Annotated in this window: 19 protein-coding genes and 1 pseudogene; 15 read left to right on the top strand and 5 right to left on the bottom strand. The window is 62.7% G+C overall.

The features are described 5' to 3' along the window. Positions 1-134 precede the first annotated feature (134 nt). The gene (locus tag LPA34_RS00485; RefSeq protein WP_228973778.1) at positions 135-1,529 is read right to left on the bottom strand and encodes a phosphomannomutase/phosphoglucomutase; all 1,395 of its coding nucleotides are present in this window, start codon (positions 1,527-1,529) and stop codon (positions 135-137) included. Between the two features lie 338 nt (positions 1,530-1,867). On the opposite strand from LPA34_RS00485, the gene LPA34_RS00480 reads away from it, so the two are divergent. From LPA34_RS00480 to LPA34_RS00455, 6 genes are all read left to right on the top strand, one after another. Then, positions 1,868-3,130: an oligosaccharide flippase family protein gene (locus tag LPA34_RS00480; RefSeq protein ID WP_228973775.1), complete on the top strand. Its 1,263-nt coding sequence runs from the start codon at positions 1,868-1,870 to the stop codon at positions 3,128-3,130. Continuing rightward, positions 3,127-3,984 carry a glycosyltransferase gene (locus LPA34_RS00475; RefSeq protein WP_228973773.1) on the top strand — a complete coding sequence of 286 codons (858 nt, stop codon included), beginning with the start codon at positions 3,127-3,129 and terminating at the stop codon, positions 3,982-3,984. Before LPA34_RS00480 ends, LPA34_RS00475 begins: the two co-directional genes overlap by 4 nt. Positions 3,985-4,041: 57 nt before the next feature. Further along, positions 4,042-5,190: a glycosyltransferase family 4 protein gene (locus tag LPA34_RS00470; RefSeq protein ID WP_228973772.1), complete on the top strand. Its 1,149-nt coding sequence runs from the start codon at positions 4,042-4,044 to the stop codon at positions 5,188-5,190. 11 nt (positions 5,191-5,201) lie between these two features. Continuing rightward, positions 5,202-6,239: a UDP-glucose 4-epimerase GalE gene (galE, locus tag LPA34_RS00465; RefSeq protein ID WP_228973770.1), complete on the top strand. Its 1,038-nt coding sequence runs from the start codon at positions 5,202-5,204 to the stop codon at positions 6,237-6,239. 155 nt (positions 6,240-6,394) lie between these two features. Beyond that, positions 6,395-6,652, top strand: coding sequence for a type II toxin-antitoxin system ParD family antitoxin (locus LPA34_RS00460; RefSeq protein ID WP_228973766.1), 258 nt, complete (start codon positions 6,395-6,397; stop codon positions 6,650-6,652). Then, positions 6,649-6,948 carry a type II toxin-antitoxin system RelE/ParE family toxin gene (locus LPA34_RS00455; protein ID WP_228973764.1) on the top strand — a complete coding sequence of 100 codons (300 nt, stop codon included), beginning with the start codon at positions 6,649-6,651 and terminating at the stop codon, positions 6,946-6,948. The genes LPA34_RS00460 and LPA34_RS00455 overlap by 4 nt, the downstream gene beginning before the upstream one ends. A 118-nt stretch (positions 6,949-7,066) precedes the next feature. Here LPA34_RS00455 and LPA34_RS00450 read toward each other — a convergent pair whose 3' ends face one another. Then, on the bottom strand, positions 7,067-8,356 hold the full coding sequence (locus LPA34_RS00450; RefSeq protein ID WP_228974157.1) for an ABC transporter substrate-binding protein: 1,290 nt from the start codon (positions 8,354-8,356) through the stop codon (positions 7,067-7,069). 301 nt (positions 8,357-8,657) lie between these two features. Between LPA34_RS00450 and gntR the strand changes: the two genes are divergently transcribed. Together gntR and LPA34_RS00440 are read left to right on the top strand one after the other, a co-directional pair. Continuing rightward, entirely contained in the window at positions 8,658-9,719 is a 1,062-nt protein-coding gene (gene gntR, locus LPA34_RS00445) for an HTH-type transcriptional regulator GntR (RefSeq protein WP_411178741.1), read from the top strand. A gap of 112 nt (positions 9,720-9,831) precedes the next feature. Further along, complete coding sequence (locus LPA34_RS00440) at positions 9,832-9,984, top strand: hypothetical protein (RefSeq protein WP_324251697.1); 153 nt, start codon at positions 9,832-9,834, stop codon at positions 9,982-9,984. A 139-nt stretch (positions 9,985-10,123) separates the two neighbouring features. Here LPA34_RS00440 and LPA34_RS00435 read toward each other — a convergent pair whose 3' ends face one another. Together LPA34_RS00435 and LPA34_RS00430 are read right to left on the bottom strand one after the other, a co-directional pair. Continuing rightward, positions 10,124-11,011, bottom strand: coding sequence for a nucleotidyl transferase AbiEii/AbiGii toxin family protein (locus tag LPA34_RS00435; protein ID WP_228973760.1), 888 nt, complete (start codon positions 11,009-11,011; stop codon positions 10,124-10,126). Next, complete coding sequence (locus LPA34_RS00430) at positions 11,001-12,017, bottom strand: type IV toxin-antitoxin system AbiEi family antitoxin (RefSeq protein WP_228973758.1); 1,017 nt, start codon at positions 12,015-12,017, stop codon at positions 11,001-11,003. Before LPA34_RS00430 ends, LPA34_RS00435 begins: the two co-directional genes overlap by 11 nt. A gap of 351 nt (positions 12,018-12,368) precedes the next feature. Here LPA34_RS00430 and LPA34_RS00425 point away from each other — a divergent pair, with 351 nt between their 5' ends. From LPA34_RS00425 to LPA34_RS00395, 7 genes are all read left to right on the top strand, one after another. Further along, on the top strand, positions 12,369-13,400 hold the full coding sequence (locus tag LPA34_RS00425; protein ID WP_228973755.1) for a TRAP transporter substrate-binding protein: 1,032 nt from the start codon (positions 12,369-12,371) through the stop codon (positions 13,398-13,400). A gap of 3 nt (positions 13,401-13,403) precedes the next feature. Continuing rightward, entirely contained in the window at positions 13,404-15,311 is a 1,908-nt protein-coding gene (locus LPA34_RS00420) for a TRAP transporter large permease (protein ID WP_228973752.1), read from the top strand. 20 nt (positions 15,312-15,331) lie between these two features. Next, the gene (locus tag LPA34_RS00415; protein ID WP_228973751.1) at positions 15,332-16,417 is read left to right on the top strand and encodes a LacI family DNA-binding transcriptional regulator; all 1,086 of its coding nucleotides are present in this window, start codon (positions 15,332-15,334) and stop codon (positions 16,415-16,417) included. Next, positions 16,414-17,472, top strand: coding sequence for a hydroxyacid dehydrogenase (locus tag LPA34_RS00410; RefSeq protein ID WP_228973749.1), 1,059 nt, complete (start codon positions 16,414-16,416; stop codon positions 17,470-17,472). The genes LPA34_RS00415 and LPA34_RS00410 overlap by 4 nt, the downstream gene beginning before the upstream one ends. 8 nt (positions 17,473-17,480) lie before the next feature. Beyond that, the gene (locus LPA34_RS00405) at positions 17,481-18,344 is read left to right on the top strand and encodes an amidohydrolase family protein (protein ID WP_228973747.1); all 864 of its coding nucleotides are present in this window, start codon (positions 17,481-17,483) and stop codon (positions 18,342-18,344) included. Between the two features lie 74 nt (positions 18,345-18,418). After that, complete coding sequence (locus tag LPA34_RS00400) at positions 18,419-18,910, top strand: helix-turn-helix domain-containing protein (protein WP_228973744.1); 492 nt, start codon at positions 18,419-18,421, stop codon at positions 18,908-18,910. After that, positions 18,901-19,575, top strand: a complete 675-nt coding sequence (locus tag LPA34_RS00395; protein WP_228973742.1) for a nucleotidyl transferase AbiEii/AbiGii toxin family protein — start codon at positions 18,901-18,903, stop codon at positions 19,573-19,575. Before LPA34_RS00400 ends, LPA34_RS00395 begins: the two co-directional genes overlap by 10 nt. 48 nt (positions 19,576-19,623) lie before the next feature. On the opposite strand, the pseudogene LPA34_RS00390 reads toward LPA34_RS00395, so the two are convergent. Then, a pseudogene (locus tag LPA34_RS00390) lies at positions 19,624-20,416 on the bottom strand (aliphatic sulfonate ABC transporter substrate-binding protein); the annotation flags it as partial. Positions 20,417-20,424: the final 8 nt, after the last annotated feature.

Genomic DNA, 20,424 nt, shown 5'->3' with positions numbered 1-20,424 from the left:
GCCCGGGTTGGCGCGCGCCCACGCCGGTAGAACACATAAAAACGCGGCGCAGTGGCTCCCGCCACGCGCCGCGTCCGACGGCGGTGTCATCGCGCAAGGGGTGCAACCCAACCGCGATGCCGCCCGTCTGACCGTCAGAACGGCAATTTTGCATCCGGCTTCGCCGCGAGAATCACGCGACGGAAGTCTTCCTGAATCCGCTTCAATGCCGCGTCGTTGTCCGCCTCGAAGCGCATCACGACGACGGGTGTGGTGTTCGACGAGCGCGCGAGACCGAAGCCGTCCGGATACTCGACGCGCAGGCCGTCGATCTTCACGACGTCGTCGGCGCCCGTGAACCGCGCGTTTTCCTGCAGACGCGCGATGAGTTCGAAGTTCTCACCTTCTTCCAGCTTCAGTTGCAGCTCTGGCGTGGAGTGCGAATTCGGCAGGCTGTTGAGCAGCTTGCTCGGGTCCTTCACGCGCGAGAGGATTTCAAGCAGACGTGCGCCCGTGTACAGGCCGTCGTCGAAACCGTACCAGCGATCCTTGAAGAACACGTGGCCGCTCATTTCGCCCGCGAGCGGCGCGCCCGTTTCGCGCAGCTTCGCCTTCACGAGCGAGTGGCCTGTTTTCCACATCAGCGGCTCGCCGCCCTTCTCACGCACCCACTTCGCGAGATTACGCGTGCACTTCACGTCATAGATGATCTGCGCGCCCTTGTTGCGCGACAGGACTTCTTCGGCGAACAGCATCAGCTGACGGTCCGGATAGATGATCTCGCCGTCTTTCGTGACGACGCCCAGGCGGTCGCCGTCGCCATCGAACGCGAAGCCGATTTCCGCATCCGTTTCCTTCAGGGCGCGGATCACATCCTGCAGGTTTTCCGGGTGCGCCGGGTCCGGGTGATGGTTCGGGAAGTTGCCGTCGATCTCCGTGAACAACTCCACGAGTTCGCAGCCGAGCTTCCTGAAGAGCTTCGGCGCGAGACCTCCCGCGACGCCGTTACCGGTATCGACGACGATCTTCAGCGGACGCGCGAGCTTGATGTCGCTGACGATACGGTCGAGGTACGCGTCGGCAATGTCGTATTCGGCGTAGGTGCCGCTGCCCGCGGCGAAGTTTTCATCGACGATGCGCTGATGCAGCGCGAGAATCTGCTCGCCGTAGATCGCCGCGCCGCGCAGCACCATCTTGAAGCCGTTGTAATCGGGCGGATTGTGGCTGCCGGTCACGACGATGCAGGAATCGACGCGACGCTCGCCGCCCGCGAGCTTGAGCGGCACGCTGGCCGCGAAATAGCCGACGGGCGTCGGCACCATGCCGACGTTCACGACGTCGACGCCGGCCGCACGCAGGCCGTCCGAGAGTGCCGCGATGAGATCCGGGCCGGACAGGCGTCCGTCACGCGCGACCACGACGGCGTCGCCGCCCTGCGCACGCACTTCGCTGCCGAACGCGCGACCGATCGAGCGGGCCGCATCGGTGTCGAGCGTCTTGCCGATCACGCCGCGAATGTCATAGGCCTTGAAAATCGATTTGGAGATCATGAATGGCTCACTTGCGTGCAATGGAGAAATTTGACTGGCTCAAGACTGGCTCAACTCACTCATCACGATGACCTCCATGATGAACGCGTTGCGCCCTTGCCGGAAGCGGTCCGGTTCCAACTTATAATTGCGGTTTTTCAAACACGCCTTCTGGCGCCTATTCTAATGCTTAGACGCGTCTCCCTCATAAAGTTGCCACGGCGAGCGACGAGGCGGGCATGCGCTCACGGTCCGGTTCCTGTCTCCATCGGAGCAGGCATGGTGCGTGCTGAAGGGGTTGCCCGGACGGCGTCACAGGCAACCTCCAGGGCACCCTTGCAGGCACCGTCGGGCGGCGGATGCTGACGCTCAGGCGCTTCGCCAGCCCGGATGTCACCCGGGCGTTCGCCAATATCGTCTGGCTGGGCCTCGAACGGCTCACGCAGATTGCCGTCGCGATCGCCATCAGCGGCGTGCTGGCCCGCTATTTCGGCCCCGATACGTTCGGTAAATGGCAGTACGCCAATACGCTCCTTCTTGTGCTTTCGCCCGTCACATGGGTGTGCGGCGCGGAAATTCTCGTGCCGACCATCGTCCATCGTCCACCCGAACAGCTCGGCACTGTGCTGGGCAGCGCGTTCGTGCTGCGCATCGCGGTTTCCGCCGTCGCGTTGCTGCTGACGTGGGCCGGCAGTGCCGCGGGTCTCACCGATCCGCTCGTCGGCGCGATGCTCGCCGGGCTCGCGGTCACGATGCTGTTTCGCGAGCCGTTTGTCGGCGTGATCAACGCGTGGCTGCAAAGCATGACATACAGCAAGCCGCAGCTGCTCACCAGCATGACGACGGCCCTCTTCAAGGCCGTGCTCGTCTGGGTACTGGTGCGCGCGGCCACGGCGCCCGCGCGCTTCGGCTGGCTGTGGGCGCTGGAGTCGGCGGCGATCGGCGGCGTGCTGCTGGTGTATTACATACGCCGGCATGGCGGCCGGCTCGGCTGGCATCTCGACCGTTCGCTCTTTCGTCACTTCGCGACGGCGGGCACGGTGTTCTGGCTCGGCCTCATCTGCATGTATCTGTTTCTGAAGCTCGACCGGCTGATGCTCGAGCGCACGATCTCGTTTGCCGATCTCGGGCGCTATTCCGCCGCGCAGCAGTTGAACGAAAACTGGATCACGCTTGCGCTGATGCTCGCGCAGACGCTTGCGCCCGCCTTCGTCTATCGCGTGCAGGACGCCGCCCGCCTGCGCCGCAACATGGCCCGGCTGATGGCGATGACCGCGCTCCTGATGGTGGGCGGCGCGCTCGTGCTCGATCTGCTGGCCGGTTTCATCATCAGCCATGTGTTCGGGCCTTCGTATGAAGGCGCGATCGGGATTTTTCGCTGGGCCGTGTGGCTCTCCGTGCCGGCGGGTATCGAAGCGATCGGCAATCTCGTCGTGCTGAAATATCAGGCGAAATTCGTTTTGCTGTCGAAGTGGCTGCTCGCGCTGGCAGTGGCGTTCGCCGTCAATCTGCTGACGATTCCGCGGCTTGGCGCGTATGGCGCGCTCGTCGGCCTCGCGGCCGGCTATCTGGCCGCCGCCGCGGTCAACTTCTACTACATCGGTTTCAAGCTGCGCTCATGAGTTCTTCCGTGCCGTTATCCGCCGACCTGACCGCTGGCACGCCTCGCGTGGGCGCGCTTCGCGACGTCGCGATCCTGATGCCCGCGTACAACGGCCAGGCCGACGTGGAGCGCACGCTCGCATCGTTCGACGAAGACGCGCCCGTCCATGCACTGATCGTCGACGACGGCAGCACACCGCCGATCGTCGCGCCCACGATCGCGAACATGTCGATCGAAGTGCTGCGCATGCCGCAGAACGGCGGCATCGAGCGTGCGTTGCAAACCGGCATCGACGCGCTCGCCGAACGCGGCTTTCGCTACGCCGCGCGTATCGACGCGGGCGATCTCACGGTGCCGGGCAGGCTCGCGAAACAGCGCGCGCATCTCGAAGCGCATCCGCGGGTTGCCGGCCTCGGCATGTGGGCGCAGGTGGTCACGCGCGACGGCACGCCGGTCTTCATGTTGAGGCCGCCCACCGAGCCGCGGGCGATCCGCCGCATCCGTTTTCTGCGCGGCTGTTTCGTGCATCCTTCGATGATGCTGCGTATCGACGCCGTGCGCGCCGTCGGCAACTATCGCGCGGCGTATCGTTCGGCGGAGGATCTCGACCTGTTCCTGCGCCTGATGGAACGTTACGAGTGCGCGAATCTTGCTGAACTGGGCCTCTATTACGAACTGAACGAAGGCGGCATCAGCGCGACGAAACGCCACCAGCAGATCGCTTCGACGCTCCGGCTGCAACTGCATTACTTCAATGTGGCGAACGTGTACGACTGGCTCGGTCTTGCCAAGAACCTGCTGCATTTCCTGATGCCCTATAGCGTCTTGCAGCGAATCAAGCGCACGCTGTTCACCGCGCGCGCGCAAGGCTGAACCGCACTCGAAGCAGTTCCCCTTCAACGACATTCCACGACAGGCCGCGAACCCTGCATGAAGCCTTCCCGACCGCCAGCCAGCACACTGCGCATCAGCCTTGTCTGCAACACAGCGTGGGCGATCCATACGTATCGTCAGGGGCTGATCCGCATGCTTGTGAGCAAGGGTGTCGACGTGACCGTGATCGCGCCGCGCGACCGCACGTTCGAACTGCTCATGCAGATGGGCTGCCGTTGCATCGACCTGCCGGTCGCCTCGAAAGGCACGAGCCCGCTCGACGATCTGCGCACGCTCTGGGCGCTCTATCGCCACTACCGGACGATTCGCCCGGACGTCGTGTTTCACTATACGATCAAGCCGAATATCTACGGATCGATCGCGGCGAAACTGGCGGGCGTGACGTCCGTCGCGGTAACGACCGGACTGGGCTACGTTTTCATCCAGCAAAGCCGCGCGGCACAGGTCGCGAAAAAACTGTACCGTTTCGCTTTTCGCTTCCCGCGCGAAATCTGGTTTCTCAATCGCGACGACGAAGCCGCGTTCCTCGACCAGAAGCTGCTCGTGCATCCTGAGCGTGCGCGTCTGCTGCACGGCGAAGGCGTCGATCTCGAACAGTTTGCGTTCGCGCCGCTCGTGGACCGGGCACAATTCACGTTCGTGCTGATCGGCCGCCTGCTGTGGGACAAGGGCGTCGGCGAATATGTCGAAGCCGCGCGCCAGCTGCGCGTGCGTTACCCGCATGCGCGCTTTTTGCTGCTCGGGCCGGTTGGCGTCGATAATCCCAGCGCGATCACGCGGGCGGAAGTCGACGCGTGGCAGCGCGAAGGCGTGGTGACGTACGCAGGCGAAGCGCACGACGTGCGGCCTTTTATTGTCGATGCCGACTGCGTTGTTTTGCCGTCGTATCGTGAGGGCGTGCCGCGCACGCTGATGGAAGCGTCGGCGATGGGCCGGCCGATCGTCGCGACCGATGTGCCGGGTTGCCGCGAAGTGGTCGCCGACGGCGTCAACGGATTGCTGTGCGAGGTGAAGAGCGCGGAGAGTCTGACCGCGAAACTCGCGCAGATGCTCGATATGAGCGGCGACGAACGCCGCGCGATGGGCGAACGCGGCCGGCAGAAAGTCGCGTCTGAATTCGACGAGCGGGTCGTCGTCGAACGATATAAAGACCTCTTGCACACCTTGACGGGCGTTTCACTTTAACGGAGTAAAGCATGTCTGCAACGAACGCGAAGGGCACGATCCTGGTGACGGGCGGAGCGGGTTTCATCGGCTCCCATACGTGCGTCGAATTGTTGAACGGCGGCTATGACGTCGTGGTCATCGACAACCTCGTGAACAGCAATCCCGAGTCGCTCAGGCGCGTCGAGAAGATTACCGGCAAAAAGCTCGCATTCCACGAAGCCGACGCGCGCGACGAAGCGGCGCTCAGGCGCATTTTCGATGCACATCCCGTTACGGCTGCGATCCACTTCGCGGCGCTGAAATCGGTGGGCGAATCGGTGGCGAAACCGGTCGAGTACTACCGCAACAACGTCGACAGCCTGCTTGTGCTGCTCGATGTGATGCGTGAGCGCGACGTGAAGCAGTTCGTGTTCAGCTCATCGGCGACGGTATATGGCGTGCCGGAAAGCTCGCCGATCGACGAATCGTTTCCGCTTTCCGCGACGAATCCGTATGGGCAATCGAAGTTGATCGCCGAGCAGGTGCTGCGCGATCTTGAGGTTTCAGATCCGACGTGGCGCATCGCGACGCTGCGTTATTTCAATCCGGTCGGCGCGCATGAAAGCGGCTTGATCGGCGAAGATCCCGCCGGTGTTCCGAACAACCTGATGCCGTACGTCGCGCAGGTCGCGGTGGGCAAGCTCGAAAAGCTGCGCGTGTTCGGCGGCGATTACGACACGCCCGATGGCACCGGCGTGCGCGATTACATTCACGTCGTCGATCTCGCTCGCGGGCACCTTGCGGCACTCGATGCCTTAGTGAAGCACGATGCGAGTTTTGTCGTGAATCTTGGTACAGGCCAGGGATATAGCGTGCTGGATGTGGTGCGCTCGTTTGAAAAGGCGTCGGGCAAACCGGTGCCTTATGAGATCGTCGCGCGCCGGCCAGGCGACGTCGCGCAATGCTTCGCCAATCCGGCCGCAGCGGAAAAACTGCTCGGATGGCGCGCGCAGTTCGGTATCGAGCGCATGTGCGCCGACCACTGGCGCTGGCAGTCGACGAATCCGAAGGGGTTCGACGCGGCGTAGGCTTCGCGCGGGCCGGGTTCCTGATCCGGTGCGGCTGCGTGCCCGGTCTTCACGACGAGATAGATAGTCGAATCAAGACCGGGCGTATCGCGCGTTCATTTGATAATAATTGATAAAGAATATGGAATTGGCTTGTTCACCTGGGGGACTCTGCCATGATTAGCGCGGACTTGGGACAGCCACTCGATGGGTATGTCACGAAGCCGGTTGAAACGGGCCGCTATGGCTCGAAAAGCGAAGACTTACGCGAAGGCGTGAGGCGGATTCAGGATCGCGAGACGCAGCTTCTCGCGCTGGATGCCGTGATAGAGCGCAGCATCGCCGATTCAGATGCCGGTCGACGGGAACCAGCCGAGAAAGTGTTCGACGAGCTCGAAGCCAGGTATCAGGCAATGGTGGACCGCAAGGCATGATTGTTCGCATCTTGCCTGTCGCAAGGGCCGAGCCGGAAGCGATCGGCGATTACATAGCCCGGGATAATTCGCGTCGCGCCGTGAGCTTCGTCCGCGAACTGCGCGACAAATGCCTGAGTCTCGCAGACATGCCCTTCGCTTTCCCGCTTGTGCCGCGCTACGAAGATCGAGGCGTGCGGCACCGCGTTCATGGCCGCTATCAAATTTTCTACCGCGTCGTCGGCCAGCCCGAGCGCATCGACGTTCTTCACGTCCTGCACGGCGCGCGCGATTACGCCTCGATCATTTTTCCGTAGCACGGAAAGACTGTATTCAGTTACCTCGATTCCGTCACGGCACAGCGCAGCCCCATCAACCAGAGGCTCGACTCACCCCCTGCGCGTCATCGCGAAGCGCCGCGCTCGCGGCACTGCTTCATCGGGTCCTGGCTGCAACGGCGAGCTTGTCCGCGGCTTCCTGTGCGGTTTCGTTATCGTCGCTCCAGTAGTTGCCGATCACATCATAAAAGGCGCCTTCGACCGCTGGGGTATCGACCATGTCATGCGCCCAGGACGGCACGAGTGTTCCCCTGGCTTGCGAACTGGTGAAATCGGCTGCCGACCGGTGCGCGCAGGCGTCGAACTTCGACAGGTCCATGCCCTGCCGCACCGGAATCGAACCCTTGTTGAGATTGAAGATCTCCTGGAACTTCGGACTCAGAAGCAGGCTCGCAAGATCCTTCTGTCCTTTCTGGACGTCCGGGCTCTTGACCTTGAAGAAAGCGAAGCTGTCGACATTGAACGTATAGGCGTTTTGCGAGCCGGGACCCGGCACGCACAAATAGTCCTTACCCGGGACCTTATTGGCCACGCTGAACTCGCCCTTGGCCCAATCCCCCATGAACTGCATTGCCGCCTTGCCGGTGATCACCATGCCGGTCGCCATGTTCCAGTCACGCCCTGTCTGGCCCTTGTCGGTGTAGGCCTTGATCTTCTTGAATGTTTCGAGCGCCTTGACCATTGTCGGCCCTTTGAGCGTCGCCGGATCGAGTTGCACGAAAGCCTTCTTGTAGAAAGCCGCGCCGCCCACGCCGAGCGCCACGGTTTCGAAGGTTTCGGCTTCCTGCCAGGACTGGCCGCCGATCGCGACCGGGATGATGCCCGCTTTCTGCAGCGCGTCAGCGGTCTTGAAGAACTCGTCCCACGTCGCCGGTGGCTGCGCGCTCACCTTCTTCAGCGCATCCGCATTGATCCACAACCAGTTGACCCGGTGCACATTGACCGGCGCCGCCACATATTGGCCCTTGTATTTCATGATGCTCGAGATCTGCGGCGGGATCAGCTTGTCCCAGCCTTCATGCTTCGCCACATCGTCAATCGATACCAGGACGCCTTCATCGCCCCACTCCTGAATGGCCGGCCCCTTGATCTGGGCGGCAGCAGGTGGGTTCCCGGCGATCACGCGCGTCTTGAGCGCGGTCATCGCGTTGCCGCCGCCGCCGCCCGCGACGGCGAAGTCCTTCCACGTATCACCCTTTTCGTCGAGCATCTGCTTGAGGACCTGCGCGGATTTTGCTTCACCACCGGAGGTCCAGTAATGCAGCACTTCAACCTCCGCGGACCGCGCTACCCCGGCGGCAAGGAGCGCCGCGACGCCAACCGCACAGGCGGTGAGCTTCACAGTGCGGCTGTATGGCTTCGACAGGTTGCTTGATTGGGTTCGCATCCGGCAGTCTCCTTGTATCGTCGTGGTTTTCCCATCCTGGGATGATGCGCATGGTAGCGATACCAGACCACTCCGCCCTATCCGGATGAACCCTGACTCAAGTGCTTTCCCGGGCTTCCTTTCCGGCGTATGCAAGGGCGATACTCGCACGATGAACAGAAAACCGACCGGCGCGACCAGACAGCCCAGACCGCCTCAGCGCCCGCGCAATTCCACCGCTGCAACACCCAATGAGCGAGGCGCACGCTCGCAACTGGCCGATCTTGCAGACGCCGTGGAGCGGGTGGCGCCGTACCACAATGTGCCCGCTTCGCCGGGCGCCCCCCGCGACGTCGACGGGCATCCACGCCGGCCCGCGCGGCGCAGGCCGAGCGGGCGCGCGACGATCACCGATGTCGCCGATCGTGCGCAGGTCAGTCCGATGACCGTGTCCCGCGCGCTTAAAAACCCGGCGCAGGTATTGCCCGAGGCGCGCGCGCGCGTTGAAGCGGCCGTAGCCGAGCTCGGCTACGTGCCGAGCCATGCGGCGCGTACGTTGGCCTCGTCGCGCTCGCGCGTGGTGGGGGTGCTGGTCCCGTCTTTATCGAATGAGGTTTTCGTCGATACGCTCGCCGGCATCCAGGATTGCCTGGGGCCTGCGGGCTATCAATTTTTGATCGGCAATACGAACTATTCTGCCGACAAGCAGGCCGAACTCGTATCGACCTATCTCACGCACGCGCCCGATGGTTTTCTCGTCACGGGCATCGACGGCTCGGGGGCCATCCGTCAGCGTCTTTCGGCCGCGCGCGTGCCTGTGGTTCACATGTACGACCTGAGCCGCACTCCCGACCAATGGTCGGTCGGCTTTTCGCAGCAGCGCGCGGGCTTCACGCTCACGAAATATCTGCTTGAGCGCGGTTATCGGCGGCCGGGATTCATTGCCGCGCAACTGGACCCGCGCACCATGCAGCGCCGCGCCGGCTTTCGCCGCGCGCTACGCGAGGCGGGGCTCGATCCCGATGTGGAGATATTGACCAGCGAGCCATCGAGCGTCGGCCTTGGCTCGAAGCTGCTCGCGCGGATGCTCGAACATGCCCCCGCGTGCGACGCGGTTTTCTGCTGCAACGATGACCTGGCGCTCGGCGCGCTGTTCGAGTGCCAGCGGCGCGGCGTCCTCGTGCCGGGCCAGATGGCGATTGCGGGATTCAACGATCTGCCGCCTTCCGCGTGGGCAACGCCATCGCTCACGACCATCACGACACCGCGCTACCAGATCGGATTCGAGGCCGCCCGACTGTTGCTGCAGATACTGGACGGGCACCCGCCCGAGCGGAACCACATCGATCTGCGGTTTACGCTCACGCCAAGGGAAAGCGCGTAGAAACGGGGCGAGCGCGAACGCGGTGTCTGCAGCAACTCGAGGGGTATGTGACGAAGATGGTTGAAACGGGTCGCTATGGATCGAAAAGCGAAGTCTTACGTGAAGGCGTGGGTTGATTCAGGATCGCGAGACGCAGCTTCTCGCGCTGGATGCCGTGATAGAGCGCAGCATCGCCGATTCCGATGCCGGTCGAGGGGAGCCCGCCGAGAAAGTGTTCGACGAACTCGAAGCCAGGTATCAGGTAATGGTGGACCGCAAGGCATGATCGTTCGCATCTTGCCTGTCGCGTCGGCCAGCGTGAGCACATTGCACGTTATCAACAGGCCGCTTCGCGGCAAATCGCGACCACACCCGGTGAGGTGTAACTCCAGACAGCCACACCGACATTCGAACCTCGCATCCACTCAGGTAGCGGCCGCGAACACTCGCTCGAGGGTCGTTCGAAATGCGTTGAACAAGCGCTCGATCGCACCGGTTCCTTCTCCGTCGAGCTGTAGCATACGGTGTCCCCCGCCCAGCATCTGGTTAAGCAACAGCGGGTAGGCTTGGCCGGGTGCCAACGCCTCCAGAATCAGCGGCCGGATTGCTGGTGCGACGAGAGCCGCCATGTCCCGCGCGAGCAGGGCAGCCCCAGCGACGTCCGGATCGAATCCGTGGGCTTCGAGAAGATCCAGAGCGTCGCCGTCGTAGAGGCGATCGTAGTTACCAGCGTCTGCATATCTCGACATCAGGAACCGCAGATCTGTCGCGTCCCTTGCATGCGCGGTGTGCCTGTCTCGCCACGCGAGGATCTTGAGCATCGCGAGCGCCGGAAGGGACGCAACGAGGACAACGACGTCGTCTGCCAGTTCAACCTCGACGGCCGCTTCCAGCGCTTCGCCAAAGCCTGCGACGTTCATCCGGAATGCGCCACCTGGCCATTCAATCTCGCGATCGCCCTCGCGCTCGAGTCCCCCGAAGGGAACAACATCCAGCCACATCCTTTCGCCTGAGTCGGGCGCGATGTAATAGAGCCGCTGAGCCTCCTCACCGGGCTCGAACCTTCCCGTCCCAATGAGCGCGTCGCGCAGTTCCCTGTCGCCTTGCCAGCTTTCGATGCACACACCAATGTCGACATCGGCGGTCGCCCGCGACTGCTCGATCCCGAAACGGTGCGTGGTCAGGATATCGCGAGCCGTCGCCCCGCCCACAAACCATGCTGCGCCAGCTTGATTCGCCGCGATCGAGACGTCACGCAGGACGGCGACGGACATCTCGGGGAAAGGATGGGCCTCGTGCAGCTTAATTGCCATGCTGGATGTACTGGTCACGAATCAGTTGCGCGGTTTCGAGGTTGCGCGAGTCACCGCTCGCGACGAGATCGGCGTACACGAGCACGGGATAGACGACGTTGTCGACCAACCCCGGGGTGCGGTTCAACTCGAAGGGCGCCTTGAGAAACTCAACGTTTCCCGTAGGGTCCGGGCGCAGCCGCCCGCGACTGATCATCTGGGTGGGGATCCCGTTGGTGCAGTACACCGTCACGACCGCCGGCTTCAGATAATTCGTCATGAGCGCAGCGGCCGACTCACCACCCAACATCCATTCGTCGTTCGGCGCCTGCATGTCGGTCCACCAGTTCGGCTCCGTCGCGCGGTATCGTCCGAGTTTCAGTGATTCCCTCAGGAGCGAGGGATACAGGGTGACCCATTCATCGAGCAACCGGTCGAAGTTGGTGAAAGCCAGCCCGTCCCCGCGCTCGATCAGATCCTTACGCTGCAATAGCGTTTGCACGGTGGTGTGTGCGGTGCCGGTGCTCACGCCGGCGAACATTGCGATCGTGCGTCTGCTTTCGTGAAGTAGCGCTGGCCTGACGAGCAGCGCGAGGATGACCTGAAATGATCGCCTGGACCAGAGGCTGGGTCGACGGAGCTCGGTGGCGCGCGGACGACCGGAAATCAGGACCAGAGTATTACCGTCTTTCACGAATGCGTTGCCAGCCTCGTCGATCGCGTTCACGCCAAGGCTGCGGCAGGCGTTGACAAGGGCGGGTGAAAGATACGATGTCACGAGAAGAACATGCTGGGCGTCGTGCAGGCCGCCGGTGGCAGCCAGAGCGGAGAGCCGCTCCTGGCGGTCGATTGAGGGTACTACGATGGCCACGCGGCGCACCGGTGGATCTAGCTCGAACTCGACTGTGCTGTCGTAGCCGGTACCGGGCGGCGTGGGCATGACCGACGTTGCAACGCCCGCGCTGACGCTGAATGCCTGGGTGGCGGACGTGACGAGTGGATCGGGGGCGACGACTGATGCGCGCATCTGCAACTCCGTTCAAGTTTTTCTAGTGTACACGATGCGTGAACGGCGACGAATATTGAACAACGTCAGGAAGGCGTTCAAACCGGCTAGCCGTTCACGGCGCCTGAACGCGACGTAAAAATGAACGGGGGTCTCAGGCCGTCGGCGAGCCAGGGCCTTTCGATCGGTTCACGCAGCGGAAGGAGCAGCGTGACCGTATCGCCTGGCAATACGCAGTGGTCGACGTCTGTGCTGACAACAGGACATACCTTAACCCGCGTAAAAACCCTGGCTGCTTCCGTTTGGTGTATCGATTTACTATATCGATACACCAAAACCTGTCCGAAGAATACGGACTTCAGGAGACATCCCATGGCTTCGATTTCCCGGCGAAAATTCCTGCAACTCACCTCCGCCGCGTCGGTCGCCGCGGCGGCCGGTTCCTTGCCCGTGATCGCGCGTGCTTCCGCGCCGGTTTCGCTGCGGTTTTCGTCGTCGATGGTGGCGGACCCGAACGCCTCGCACTACGTCTGGTATCAGAATTTCGCGGCGAATCTGAAGGCAAACCTGGGCGACGCGATCCATGTCGACTACTTTCCCAATAACCAGCTCGGCAAGGAAAGCGACGTCGTGCAGCAGGTCAAGATCGGATCGATCGACATGATGGTGACGGGCGTTTCGATATGGGCCACGCTCGCCCCGGAAATCGGCATGCTGGACATGGGTTATCTGTTCGACAGCTTCGCGCATGCGGAGAAGGTGCTGGATGGCCACGTGGGTGCCGCGCTGAACAAGTGCCTGCAGGACCGCTCGGGTTGCCAGATTCTCACGTGGACGTCGCAGTTCGGCGCGCGCAACGTCTTCACCAAAAAGCCCGTGCGTTCGCTGGCCGAGTTCAAGGGCACCAAAATCCGGGTATTGCCGACGCCCGCGTTCATCGAGACGTTCAAGGCAATGGGCGCGGTTCCCACGCCGATTCCGTTTGGCGAGCTCTACATGGCCGCGCAAACGGGCGTCGTCGACGGGCTGGAACACGACTCGGCCACGGTGCTGTCGGGCAAGTTCTACGAGGTCGTGAAGTCATGCTGGAAAACCCAGCACAACTTCAGTCCGCTCGTTGTGGTGATCGGAAAACGATCCATGGACAAGATCCCCGCCGAGCTGCGTCCGGGATTCTTCAAGGCCATCAAGGACGCCAGCCTGAAGCAGCGTCCCATCGCTGACGAAAAAGTCACGCAGGCAGAGCAGGCGCTCAAGGAGCGCGGCATGACGTTCTACCCGATGGCGAGCGCCGAGCGCGATGCGGTGCGCAGTCAACTGCAGGGCACGCTGTATCAGAGCTTCGCAAAACAATATCCGGTGACGGCGCCGCTCTTTTCAGAAATCGCCGCGGCAAAGGCCTGACCGATGAGCGCGCTCCCCACCACCCCGACGCCAGGCGAGAACGCCCACGCCACTGCCACGGCGCTGGCCTTCGACCGTGGCACACCGTGGGGACCGGGCCTCGAACGCCTCGTGCGATGGACCGAATATCTCTCGGCAGCCGTGCTTGCCGCCGACGTGGCCGTGGTATTCATCTCGGTGATCTACCGCTACTTCCTGCACGACCCGGTGGACTGGGCGGAAGAAATCGCATCGGCCCTGATGATCGTTCTGGTCTTCTTCGGCGCCGCGACGGTGCTCGCGCGTAGCCAGCACGTCGGCATCGAACTGTTCCGCAGCCTTTTGCCGAGGCGCTGGCAACCCGCGATGATTCACGCCGGGCACTGGATCATCGCGGGTGTGTCGGCGAGCCTCTTTTTTTCGTCGTGCCTGCTGCTCGTCGATTCGTACGGGCAGACGACGGCGAGTGGCTTGCCCGGCTGGATCAACGTCTATCCGCTCATGACCGGCAGCCTCTTCATGACGCTCTTCGCGGTGGCGAATGCACTCAACGGCGCCGCGCGCGTCGTACTGGGAAGCCTGGCCGGATGCGCGGTCATTGCCCTCGCGCTCGTCGCATGGAACACGTTCGTCCCGGCGCATCCGACCGAACCGGGCCTGCTGCTCGCCGCGGGATTTTTCGGCGGTCTCCTCCTTGGCATACCGATCTGTTTCGTACTGACCTTTTCCGCGCTGCTATTTTTTCTCGCTGAACCGAGCCTGCCCATACTCGTGTACTCGCAGCAGGTCATGGCAGGTGCCAATCACTTTGTTCTGCTCGCGATACCGTTCTTTGTCCTGGCCGGCCTGCTGATGGAGTCCAACGGCATGTCGTCGCGGCTGATCGAGCTGCTGCTGCGCGTATTCGGACGCGTGCGTGGCGGCCTCGGCCTGATCGCCATTACGGCAACCGCGTTCTTTTCAGGCGTGTCCGGCTCCAAGCTCGCCGATATCGCGGCTGTCGGCGGAGTCATCATGCCGGCCGTACGCCAGAGTGGCGAAGACCCCGACGAGATCGCCGCGCTCCTTGCCAGCAGCGCGGTCATGGCGGAAACGATCCCGCCCTGCGTGAACATGATCATCATGGGGTTCGTCGCCAACATTTCGATTGCCGGGCTGTTTCTCGCCGGGATCGTGCCGGCCGTCGTGCTCGCCGTGTCGCTCTGCGTCATGGCCGTGATCTTCGGCCGGCGCATCGATCCCGACCAGGCCTTCAGCGTGCGACGGCCGCTGGTGCCGCTGCTCGGCGGCGCGCTCGTTGCGCTCATCATGATCGGCATGATCGGCAAGGGCGTCACGTCGGGCGTGGCGACTTCGACCGAAGTATCGGCCTTCGCCGTGGTCTATGCGCTCGTCGCGGGATGGATCGCGTTCCGCGAGCTGACGCCCCGTGGTGTAGGACGGCTCTTCGTGCGCGCCGCGTCGATGGCCGGCAGCATTCTGTTCATCGTTGCCGCGGCATCGAGCGTCTCGTTCGCACTCACCCTCGAGCAGATTCCGGCGCTCGTATCCAGCGTGATGATCTCTTTCGGCAGTCACTACGGTGCATCAGGGTTCATGCTGCTGTCCGTACTGGTCATGATCGCGTTCGGTGCAATACTTGAAGGCGCGCCCGCGTTGATCATCTTCGGGCCTCTGCTGACGCCGATTGCGCAGCAGATGGGAATCAACCCGCTACACTTTGGAACGGTTGCGGTGGTGGCGATGGGACTCGGCCTCTTTGCACCGCCTGTAGGGCTGGGCCTGTTCGCCACGTGCGCGATCACGGGCACCCGGGTCGAGCGCGTCGCGCGGCCGATGCTCAAATACCTCGCGGTACTGGCTGTCGTCCTCATCCTGCTGGTGCTTGTACCCGGCTTCTCTCTCTGGCTACCATCCCGCTTTGGGATGTAAGTCACCTTACCGAGGATCTTGTGAGCACGATACAAGACGTCGCCCGACATGCCGCCGTCTCGGCGAGCACCGTGTCGAATGTACTGAACGGCCGCACGGAAAAGATGCGTCAGGAGACGCTCGCACGCGTGGAGGAAGCGATCGTCGCGCTGAAATACCGGCCCAGTACGCTCGCGCGTCAGCTGAAAACCGGTCAGACACCGCTGCTTGGCCTGCTGGTGCCGTCCATCGCCAACCCGATGTACGGCTACATCGCCCGCGAGGTCGAGACCTTCGCGCAGGAAAAGTACGGGCACCGGGTGTTGATCGGGAACACCTATCGGGACAAGGAAAAGGAAGCGTCTTTTTTCGAGGATCTCCTCGCCCATGGTGTACGGCGCGTGATCGTGATCTCTTCGCTTGCCGACGAGAGCCACCTGACGCAGGCCGTGCAGCGCGGCATGATTGTCGTCAGCTACGACCGGCGCGCGACACCGGGCGAACACTCGAAAGTCAACCACATCGCGCCGGATAACTTCGAGGCAGCGCGGATCGCCACCCGGCACCTGATCGCGCATGGCCATACGCACCTCGCGTTCGCGACGGTCGCGGGCATGACGGTTAGCCGCAGCGACAAGATCGACGGTTTCTACGCAGCGGCCAGCGAGGCCGGCTTGCGCGAACACGCACGTGTCATCGAAGGGGGCCCGTCGAACGAATACGGCGATTCCGTCATCGGCGAAGCGGGACACGATCTTGCGCTGCAAATCGTCAAGGATGCCTGCCGCCCAACGGGAATCGTGGCGGTCAACGACCTGATGGCGCTGGGGTTGATGTCCGGCCTGCGCGAGACAGGTCTGAACGTGCCCTCGGACATCTCTGTCGTGGGAATGGATGGCCTCTTTCTGTCCGCGATTTCCAATCCCGGATTGACGACGGTACAACTGCCAGTGACCGAAATGGCTCGCGCGATGGTCGAGCGGGCCATGACCGGCCCCTGCCCGCCCGACGTGGATGCAGACGATCTGGTTTTCAACACGACGTTGCTCGTCGAACGCGAATCCGTTGCGGCGCCCCCCGCACAGACCGCGTCTACCCATGCAAGAAAGCGGAAGACCAGCACATGAATACGGTTTTTGTTACTCACCCCCGAAACATGCTGGAGCGTTACTTCGGCGACAAGGCGCTTGCTGAATTGCGCGCACGGGCCCGGGTAAAACTGAACACCGGGCATCGGGAGCTCACCACCGATGAACTGGCGATCGCGGCGCGCGATTGCGACGTCATCATCGCCTATCGCCAGACGCCGGCGCCGCGGGCTTTATTCACCGCGCTGCCGGGGCTGGCCGCGCTCGTCCGGTGCGCGGTCGACATCCGCACCATCGATGTCGACGCCGCATGCGAGCACGGCGTGCTCGTCACCCAGGCAAGCGCCGGGTTCGTGCCGTCGGTATCGGAATGGGTGATCGGCGTGATGGTCGCGATGGCGCGCGGCATCGATACCTACGCGGCGGCATACCATCGCGGCGTGCCCGCGGAGCCCGCCATGGGACGCCAGTTGCGCGGTGCAACCCTCGGGGTCATCGGATACGGCCAGATATCGCGCTATCTCTGCGACGCAGCGTGCGCATTGGGCATGCGCGTCGTCGTCACCGATCCGTACACCGACGTCGAACGGCACACGCTGGAGCAGGTCACGCTGCCCGCGCTGCTGGGCATGTCCGATTTCGTCGTCTGCCTCGCGCCCGCAACGGCCGAAACCGCTCACCTGATGAATGCGCGAACGTTCGGCTCGATGAAACCCGGGGCGTACTTCATCAATGCCGCGCGCGGGGAACTGGTCGATGAAGCTGCGCTGCGCTGTGCGCTGGATTCCGGCCATCTGGCTGGCTGCGCGCTCGACGTCGGCAGCGAGCCGGACCAGATGCCGTCGCTGCTACTCGCACGGCATCCCAAGGTTATCGCGACCCCTCATATCGGCGGTCTCACGCCGGAGGCTATCGAACACCAGGCGCTCCAGACCGTGTCGCAGGTCGAGGCGATATTCCGCGGAGAAATTCCGGAAGGCGCCGTCAATGCTCCTCATGCGAGCCGCCTGAGCAGATTCGCGCGTGGCGGGTCGGCGGGTACAGACAACGGTGGAATCGCGAACGCTCCGTTTTCCGTACCGGACCGCAACTGACACGGGGTATGGATTCGACTTTGGCTACGGTGTACCCGGGCGCATGTGATTGCCACATTCATATCTATGAAGACGGCTATCCGCTTGCGTCCAGCGCAACGTTTCTCCCGCCGCCCGCGCCCGTAAGCGCATACCTGCGGATGCAAAAGGCGTTGGGCCTGACACGTGTCGTCGTGGTGCAACCCACCGGCTATGGCTTCGACAACAGCTGCACATTGTCGGCACTGGAAAAGTTCGGTGCTAACGCACGCGGCATTGCGATGCTGCCGCCGCAGCACTGTGACGATGAGATTGCCCGTCTGCACGAGGCGGGCATTCGCGGTCTGCGTTACATGATGCTCGCCGGCGGTCTCACCTCATGGAGCAATCTCAAGGCCGACGCTGCCCGCATCGCCCCACTCGGCTGGCATATCGATCTCCAGCTCGATGGGCGCAGCCTGCCGGGCTACGAGTCCGAACTGATGGACTTGCCCTGCAAGCTGGTCATCGACCATACGGGCAAGTTCATCGAGCCGGTGCGCCCGGACAGCGACGCGTTCGGCTCGCTGTGCCGCCTGCTCGATCGCGGACGATGCTGGGTGAAGCTCTCCGCCCCTTATGAAACGTCCCGCCTTGGCGCACCGGACTACGACGACGTGGCGCTGCTCGCGCGCGCGCTGGCTGCGCGCTACCCCGAGCGCTGCCTGTGGGGAAGCAACTGGCCGCATCCTGGCGCGCAGCCACGTCCCGATGACGCACTGCTGCTGGACTGGCTCGTCCGCTGTGCCGGTGATGAAAGCACGGTGGAGAAAATTCTTGTGGGTAATCCTGAAGCGGTTTATGGGTTCTCCGCGTCGCTGGCCTGGGATCGGGGTATCTCCCGCTACTCGTGAGCGGGTCGGCCGCATTGAAATGCCTGATATTTAAGGTATTCTCTCGACTGTACTAGCGTACGGAGGGCGATCAAATGGACATCTTTACTGTGGGTAGGCACGTGCGCGAGCGCCGGGAAGCACTCGGCCTCACCCAGGTGCGCCTCGCCATGCTCGCCGGACTGTCGCGTCAGACGGTTCAGGGACTTGAAGCCGGCACGCTGAAAGATTTGGGATTCGAACGAATTGGAAGGTTGCTGGATGTCCTGGGACTCAGCTTCGACACCCTGTCGCTTGCGGCAAGACTGCGCAAACGTGGGCTATGGATGGCAGCAAAAACGTCCAGCGTCAGCTATGCCGGCGACTTGACCGAAGACATGCTGGAACAAGCGCTCGCAACAGGACAGGTACCGACCGGGTACGAGGCACATATCGGGCATCTGCTGGACGAGGCTCCTGTCAGTCTGATCATCATGGCTGTTGAAGAAGCCGCGACACGCGAACATAAGACGCCCACCGATATCTGGCGCAATGTCACCATGCTGGCACAAACACATTCGGACAGCCGGAGGGCATTTTGGGTTTGAAGAAAACCGGCCTGATACAGGGGCCGTGGCAGCAGTTGCTGCCGCACGCGCTTATTCTGACCGATGAAATATCGAAGCACGGCGGCGTAGCCGAGCCGTTCTTTACGTTCGGTGGCGGCACGGTGCTGATGCTTCGCTATCAGCACCGGTTCAGCAAGGACATCGATATTTTCGTTCCGGATCCGCAAAGCCTGAACTATGTGAACCCACGTCTTAGTGACGTCGCCGAAGAGATATGTAAGGCGCAGTACATCGAAGCAGCCAATTTCGTAAAACTCGTGCTCGATGAAGGGGAAATCGACTTCGTTGCATCGCCAAACCTGCTGCCGGACGACAAGGCCTATGAGCTATGGGACCTATGCGATCGCGAGGTTCGCGTCGAAACAGCTGCGGAAATCGTTGCCAAAAAGATGTACCACCGCGGCGCCATCGCCACAGCCCGGGACCTCTTTGATCTTGCGACGGTCATCGAGCATGAACCCGACGCCCTGATCGATGCGATCCCATTCATGCATCGCCACCTCGATGAATTCCTGAAACACCTCCGCGCTCCGGGCACCAACTTCATCACGCAGTTCAATAGTATTCAGCAGATCAACTACAGCCCGACCTTTCAACATGCGGCCGGGCTGACTATCCGTTATCTCGACCAACTCCCACGCTAACGTCTCCAGCGCACCGGGCCAGCGGGTTCAGGCGAACAACACAGCGGTCTACCCACCCGAAGCAGTAGCCGAAGTAACCGCCGCTTCGGCCCGCTTCGTGGTGAAGTTCCACCGCAACGCCGCAGCCGTATCCACCGGCGCCGGCAGCAGACCCGCGCGATAGAAGGTGTCGGCGATCTTCTGCTGCTCGCCGAAATTCCGCGGCTCGACGGCGCGCATTCGCGCGCCCGGTCGTCGCCGCGTCCAGCCCCCAGATGGGCGCAAGCAGCTTTGCCGCCTCATCGGGATGAGCGCGCACCCATACCCCTGCGGACGTCAATTGCGCAAACACCGTATTGATCACATCAGGATGGGCCGCGGCGAAGCTGCTGGACGCCAGGTAATACCGTTGATACGAAGCGATGCCTTCGCCATTCGCGAGGATGCGTACGTCCGGCACCCGCTCGACCGAAGCAACGTACGGGTCCCAGGTGACCCACGCATCGACGCTGCCACGCCCGAACGCGGCCCGTCCGTCGGCAGGCGCCAGATAGCTGATGCGCACGTCGGCCGGCGTCAGCCCCGCTTTGGAGAGCGCGGCCAGCAGCAGATAATGACTGCCCGCGGCTTTGGTCACCGCGATGCGCTGCCCCTTCAGATCAGCAACCGTATGCAGCGGCCTGTCGCGCTTCACGATGATCGCCTGGGCGTCCGGCGAAGGCGCCTCCTGCGCGATATACACAAAGCGTGCATGCGCGGCCTGGGCGAACACCGGGACCGTATCGGCAATGTCGGCGCTAAAGTCGACTGCGTCGGCATTGAGCGCTTCGGTCAGCGGCAGGCCGCTCGCAAACTCGTTCCACAGGTAAT

It is taken from the genome of Paraburkholderia gardini (genome assembly GCF_907164575.1).
Taxonomy (GTDB): Bacteria; Pseudomonadota; Gammaproteobacteria; order Burkholderiales; family Burkholderiaceae; genus Paraburkholderia; species Paraburkholderia gardini.
Note: the sequence above shows the minus strand (reverse complement) of the source record. Positions and strands in the feature narration are given on the sequence as shown.

Bases quoted from the DNA above. Each gene is read 5' to 3' on its own strand.
- LPA34_RS00485 (WP_228973778.1), bottom strand. From the start codon at position 1,529: ATGATCTCCAAATCGATTTTCAAGGCCTATGACATTCGCGGCGTGATC.
- LPA34_RS00480 (WP_228973775.1), top strand. From the start codon at position 1,868: ATGCTGACGCTCAGGCGCTTCGCCAGCCCGGATGTCACCCGGGCGTTC.
- LPA34_RS00475 (WP_228973773.1), top strand. From the start codon at position 3,127: ATGAGTTCTTCCGTGCCGTTATCCGCCGACCTGACCGCTGGCACGCCT.
- LPA34_RS00470 (WP_228973772.1), top strand. From the start codon at position 4,042: ATGAAGCCTTCCCGACCGCCAGCCAGCACACTGCGCATCAGCCTTGTC.
- galE (WP_228973770.1), top strand. From the start codon at position 5,202: ATGTCTGCAACGAACGCGAAGGGCACGATCCTGGTGACGGGCGGAGCG.
- LPA34_RS00460 (WP_228973766.1), top strand. From the start codon at position 6,395: ATGATTAGCGCGGACTTGGGACAGCCACTCGATGGGTATGTCACGAAG.
- LPA34_RS00455 (WP_228973764.1), top strand. From the start codon at position 6,649: ATGATTGTTCGCATCTTGCCTGTCGCAAGGGCCGAGCCGGAAGCGATC.
- LPA34_RS00450 (WP_228974157.1), bottom strand. From the start codon at position 8,356: ATGCGAACCCAATCAAGCAACCTGTCGAAGCCATACAGCCGCACTGTG.
- LPA34_RS00435 (WP_228973760.1), bottom strand. From the start codon at position 11,011: ATGGCAATTAAGCTGCACGAGGCCCATCCTTTCCCCGAGATGTCCGTC.
- LPA34_RS00430 (WP_228973758.1), bottom strand. From the start codon at position 12,017: ATGCGCGCATCAGTCGTCGCCCCCGATCCACTCGTCACGTCCGCCACC.
- LPA34_RS00425 (WP_228973755.1), top strand. From the start codon at position 12,369: ATGGCTTCGATTTCCCGGCGAAAATTCCTGCAACTCACCTCCGCCGCG.
- LPA34_RS00420 (WP_228973752.1), top strand. From the start codon at position 13,404: ATGAGCGCGCTCCCCACCACCCCGACGCCAGGCGAGAACGCCCACGCC.
- LPA34_RS00410 (WP_228973749.1), top strand. From the start codon at position 16,414: ATGAATACGGTTTTTGTTACTCACCCCCGAAACATGCTGGAGCGTTAC.
- LPA34_RS00405 (WP_228973747.1), top strand. From the start codon at position 17,481: ATGGATTCGACTTTGGCTACGGTGTACCCGGGCGCATGTGATTGCCAC.
- LPA34_RS00400 (WP_228973744.1), top strand. From the start codon at position 18,419: ATGGACATCTTTACTGTGGGTAGGCACGTGCGCGAGCGCCGGGAAGCA.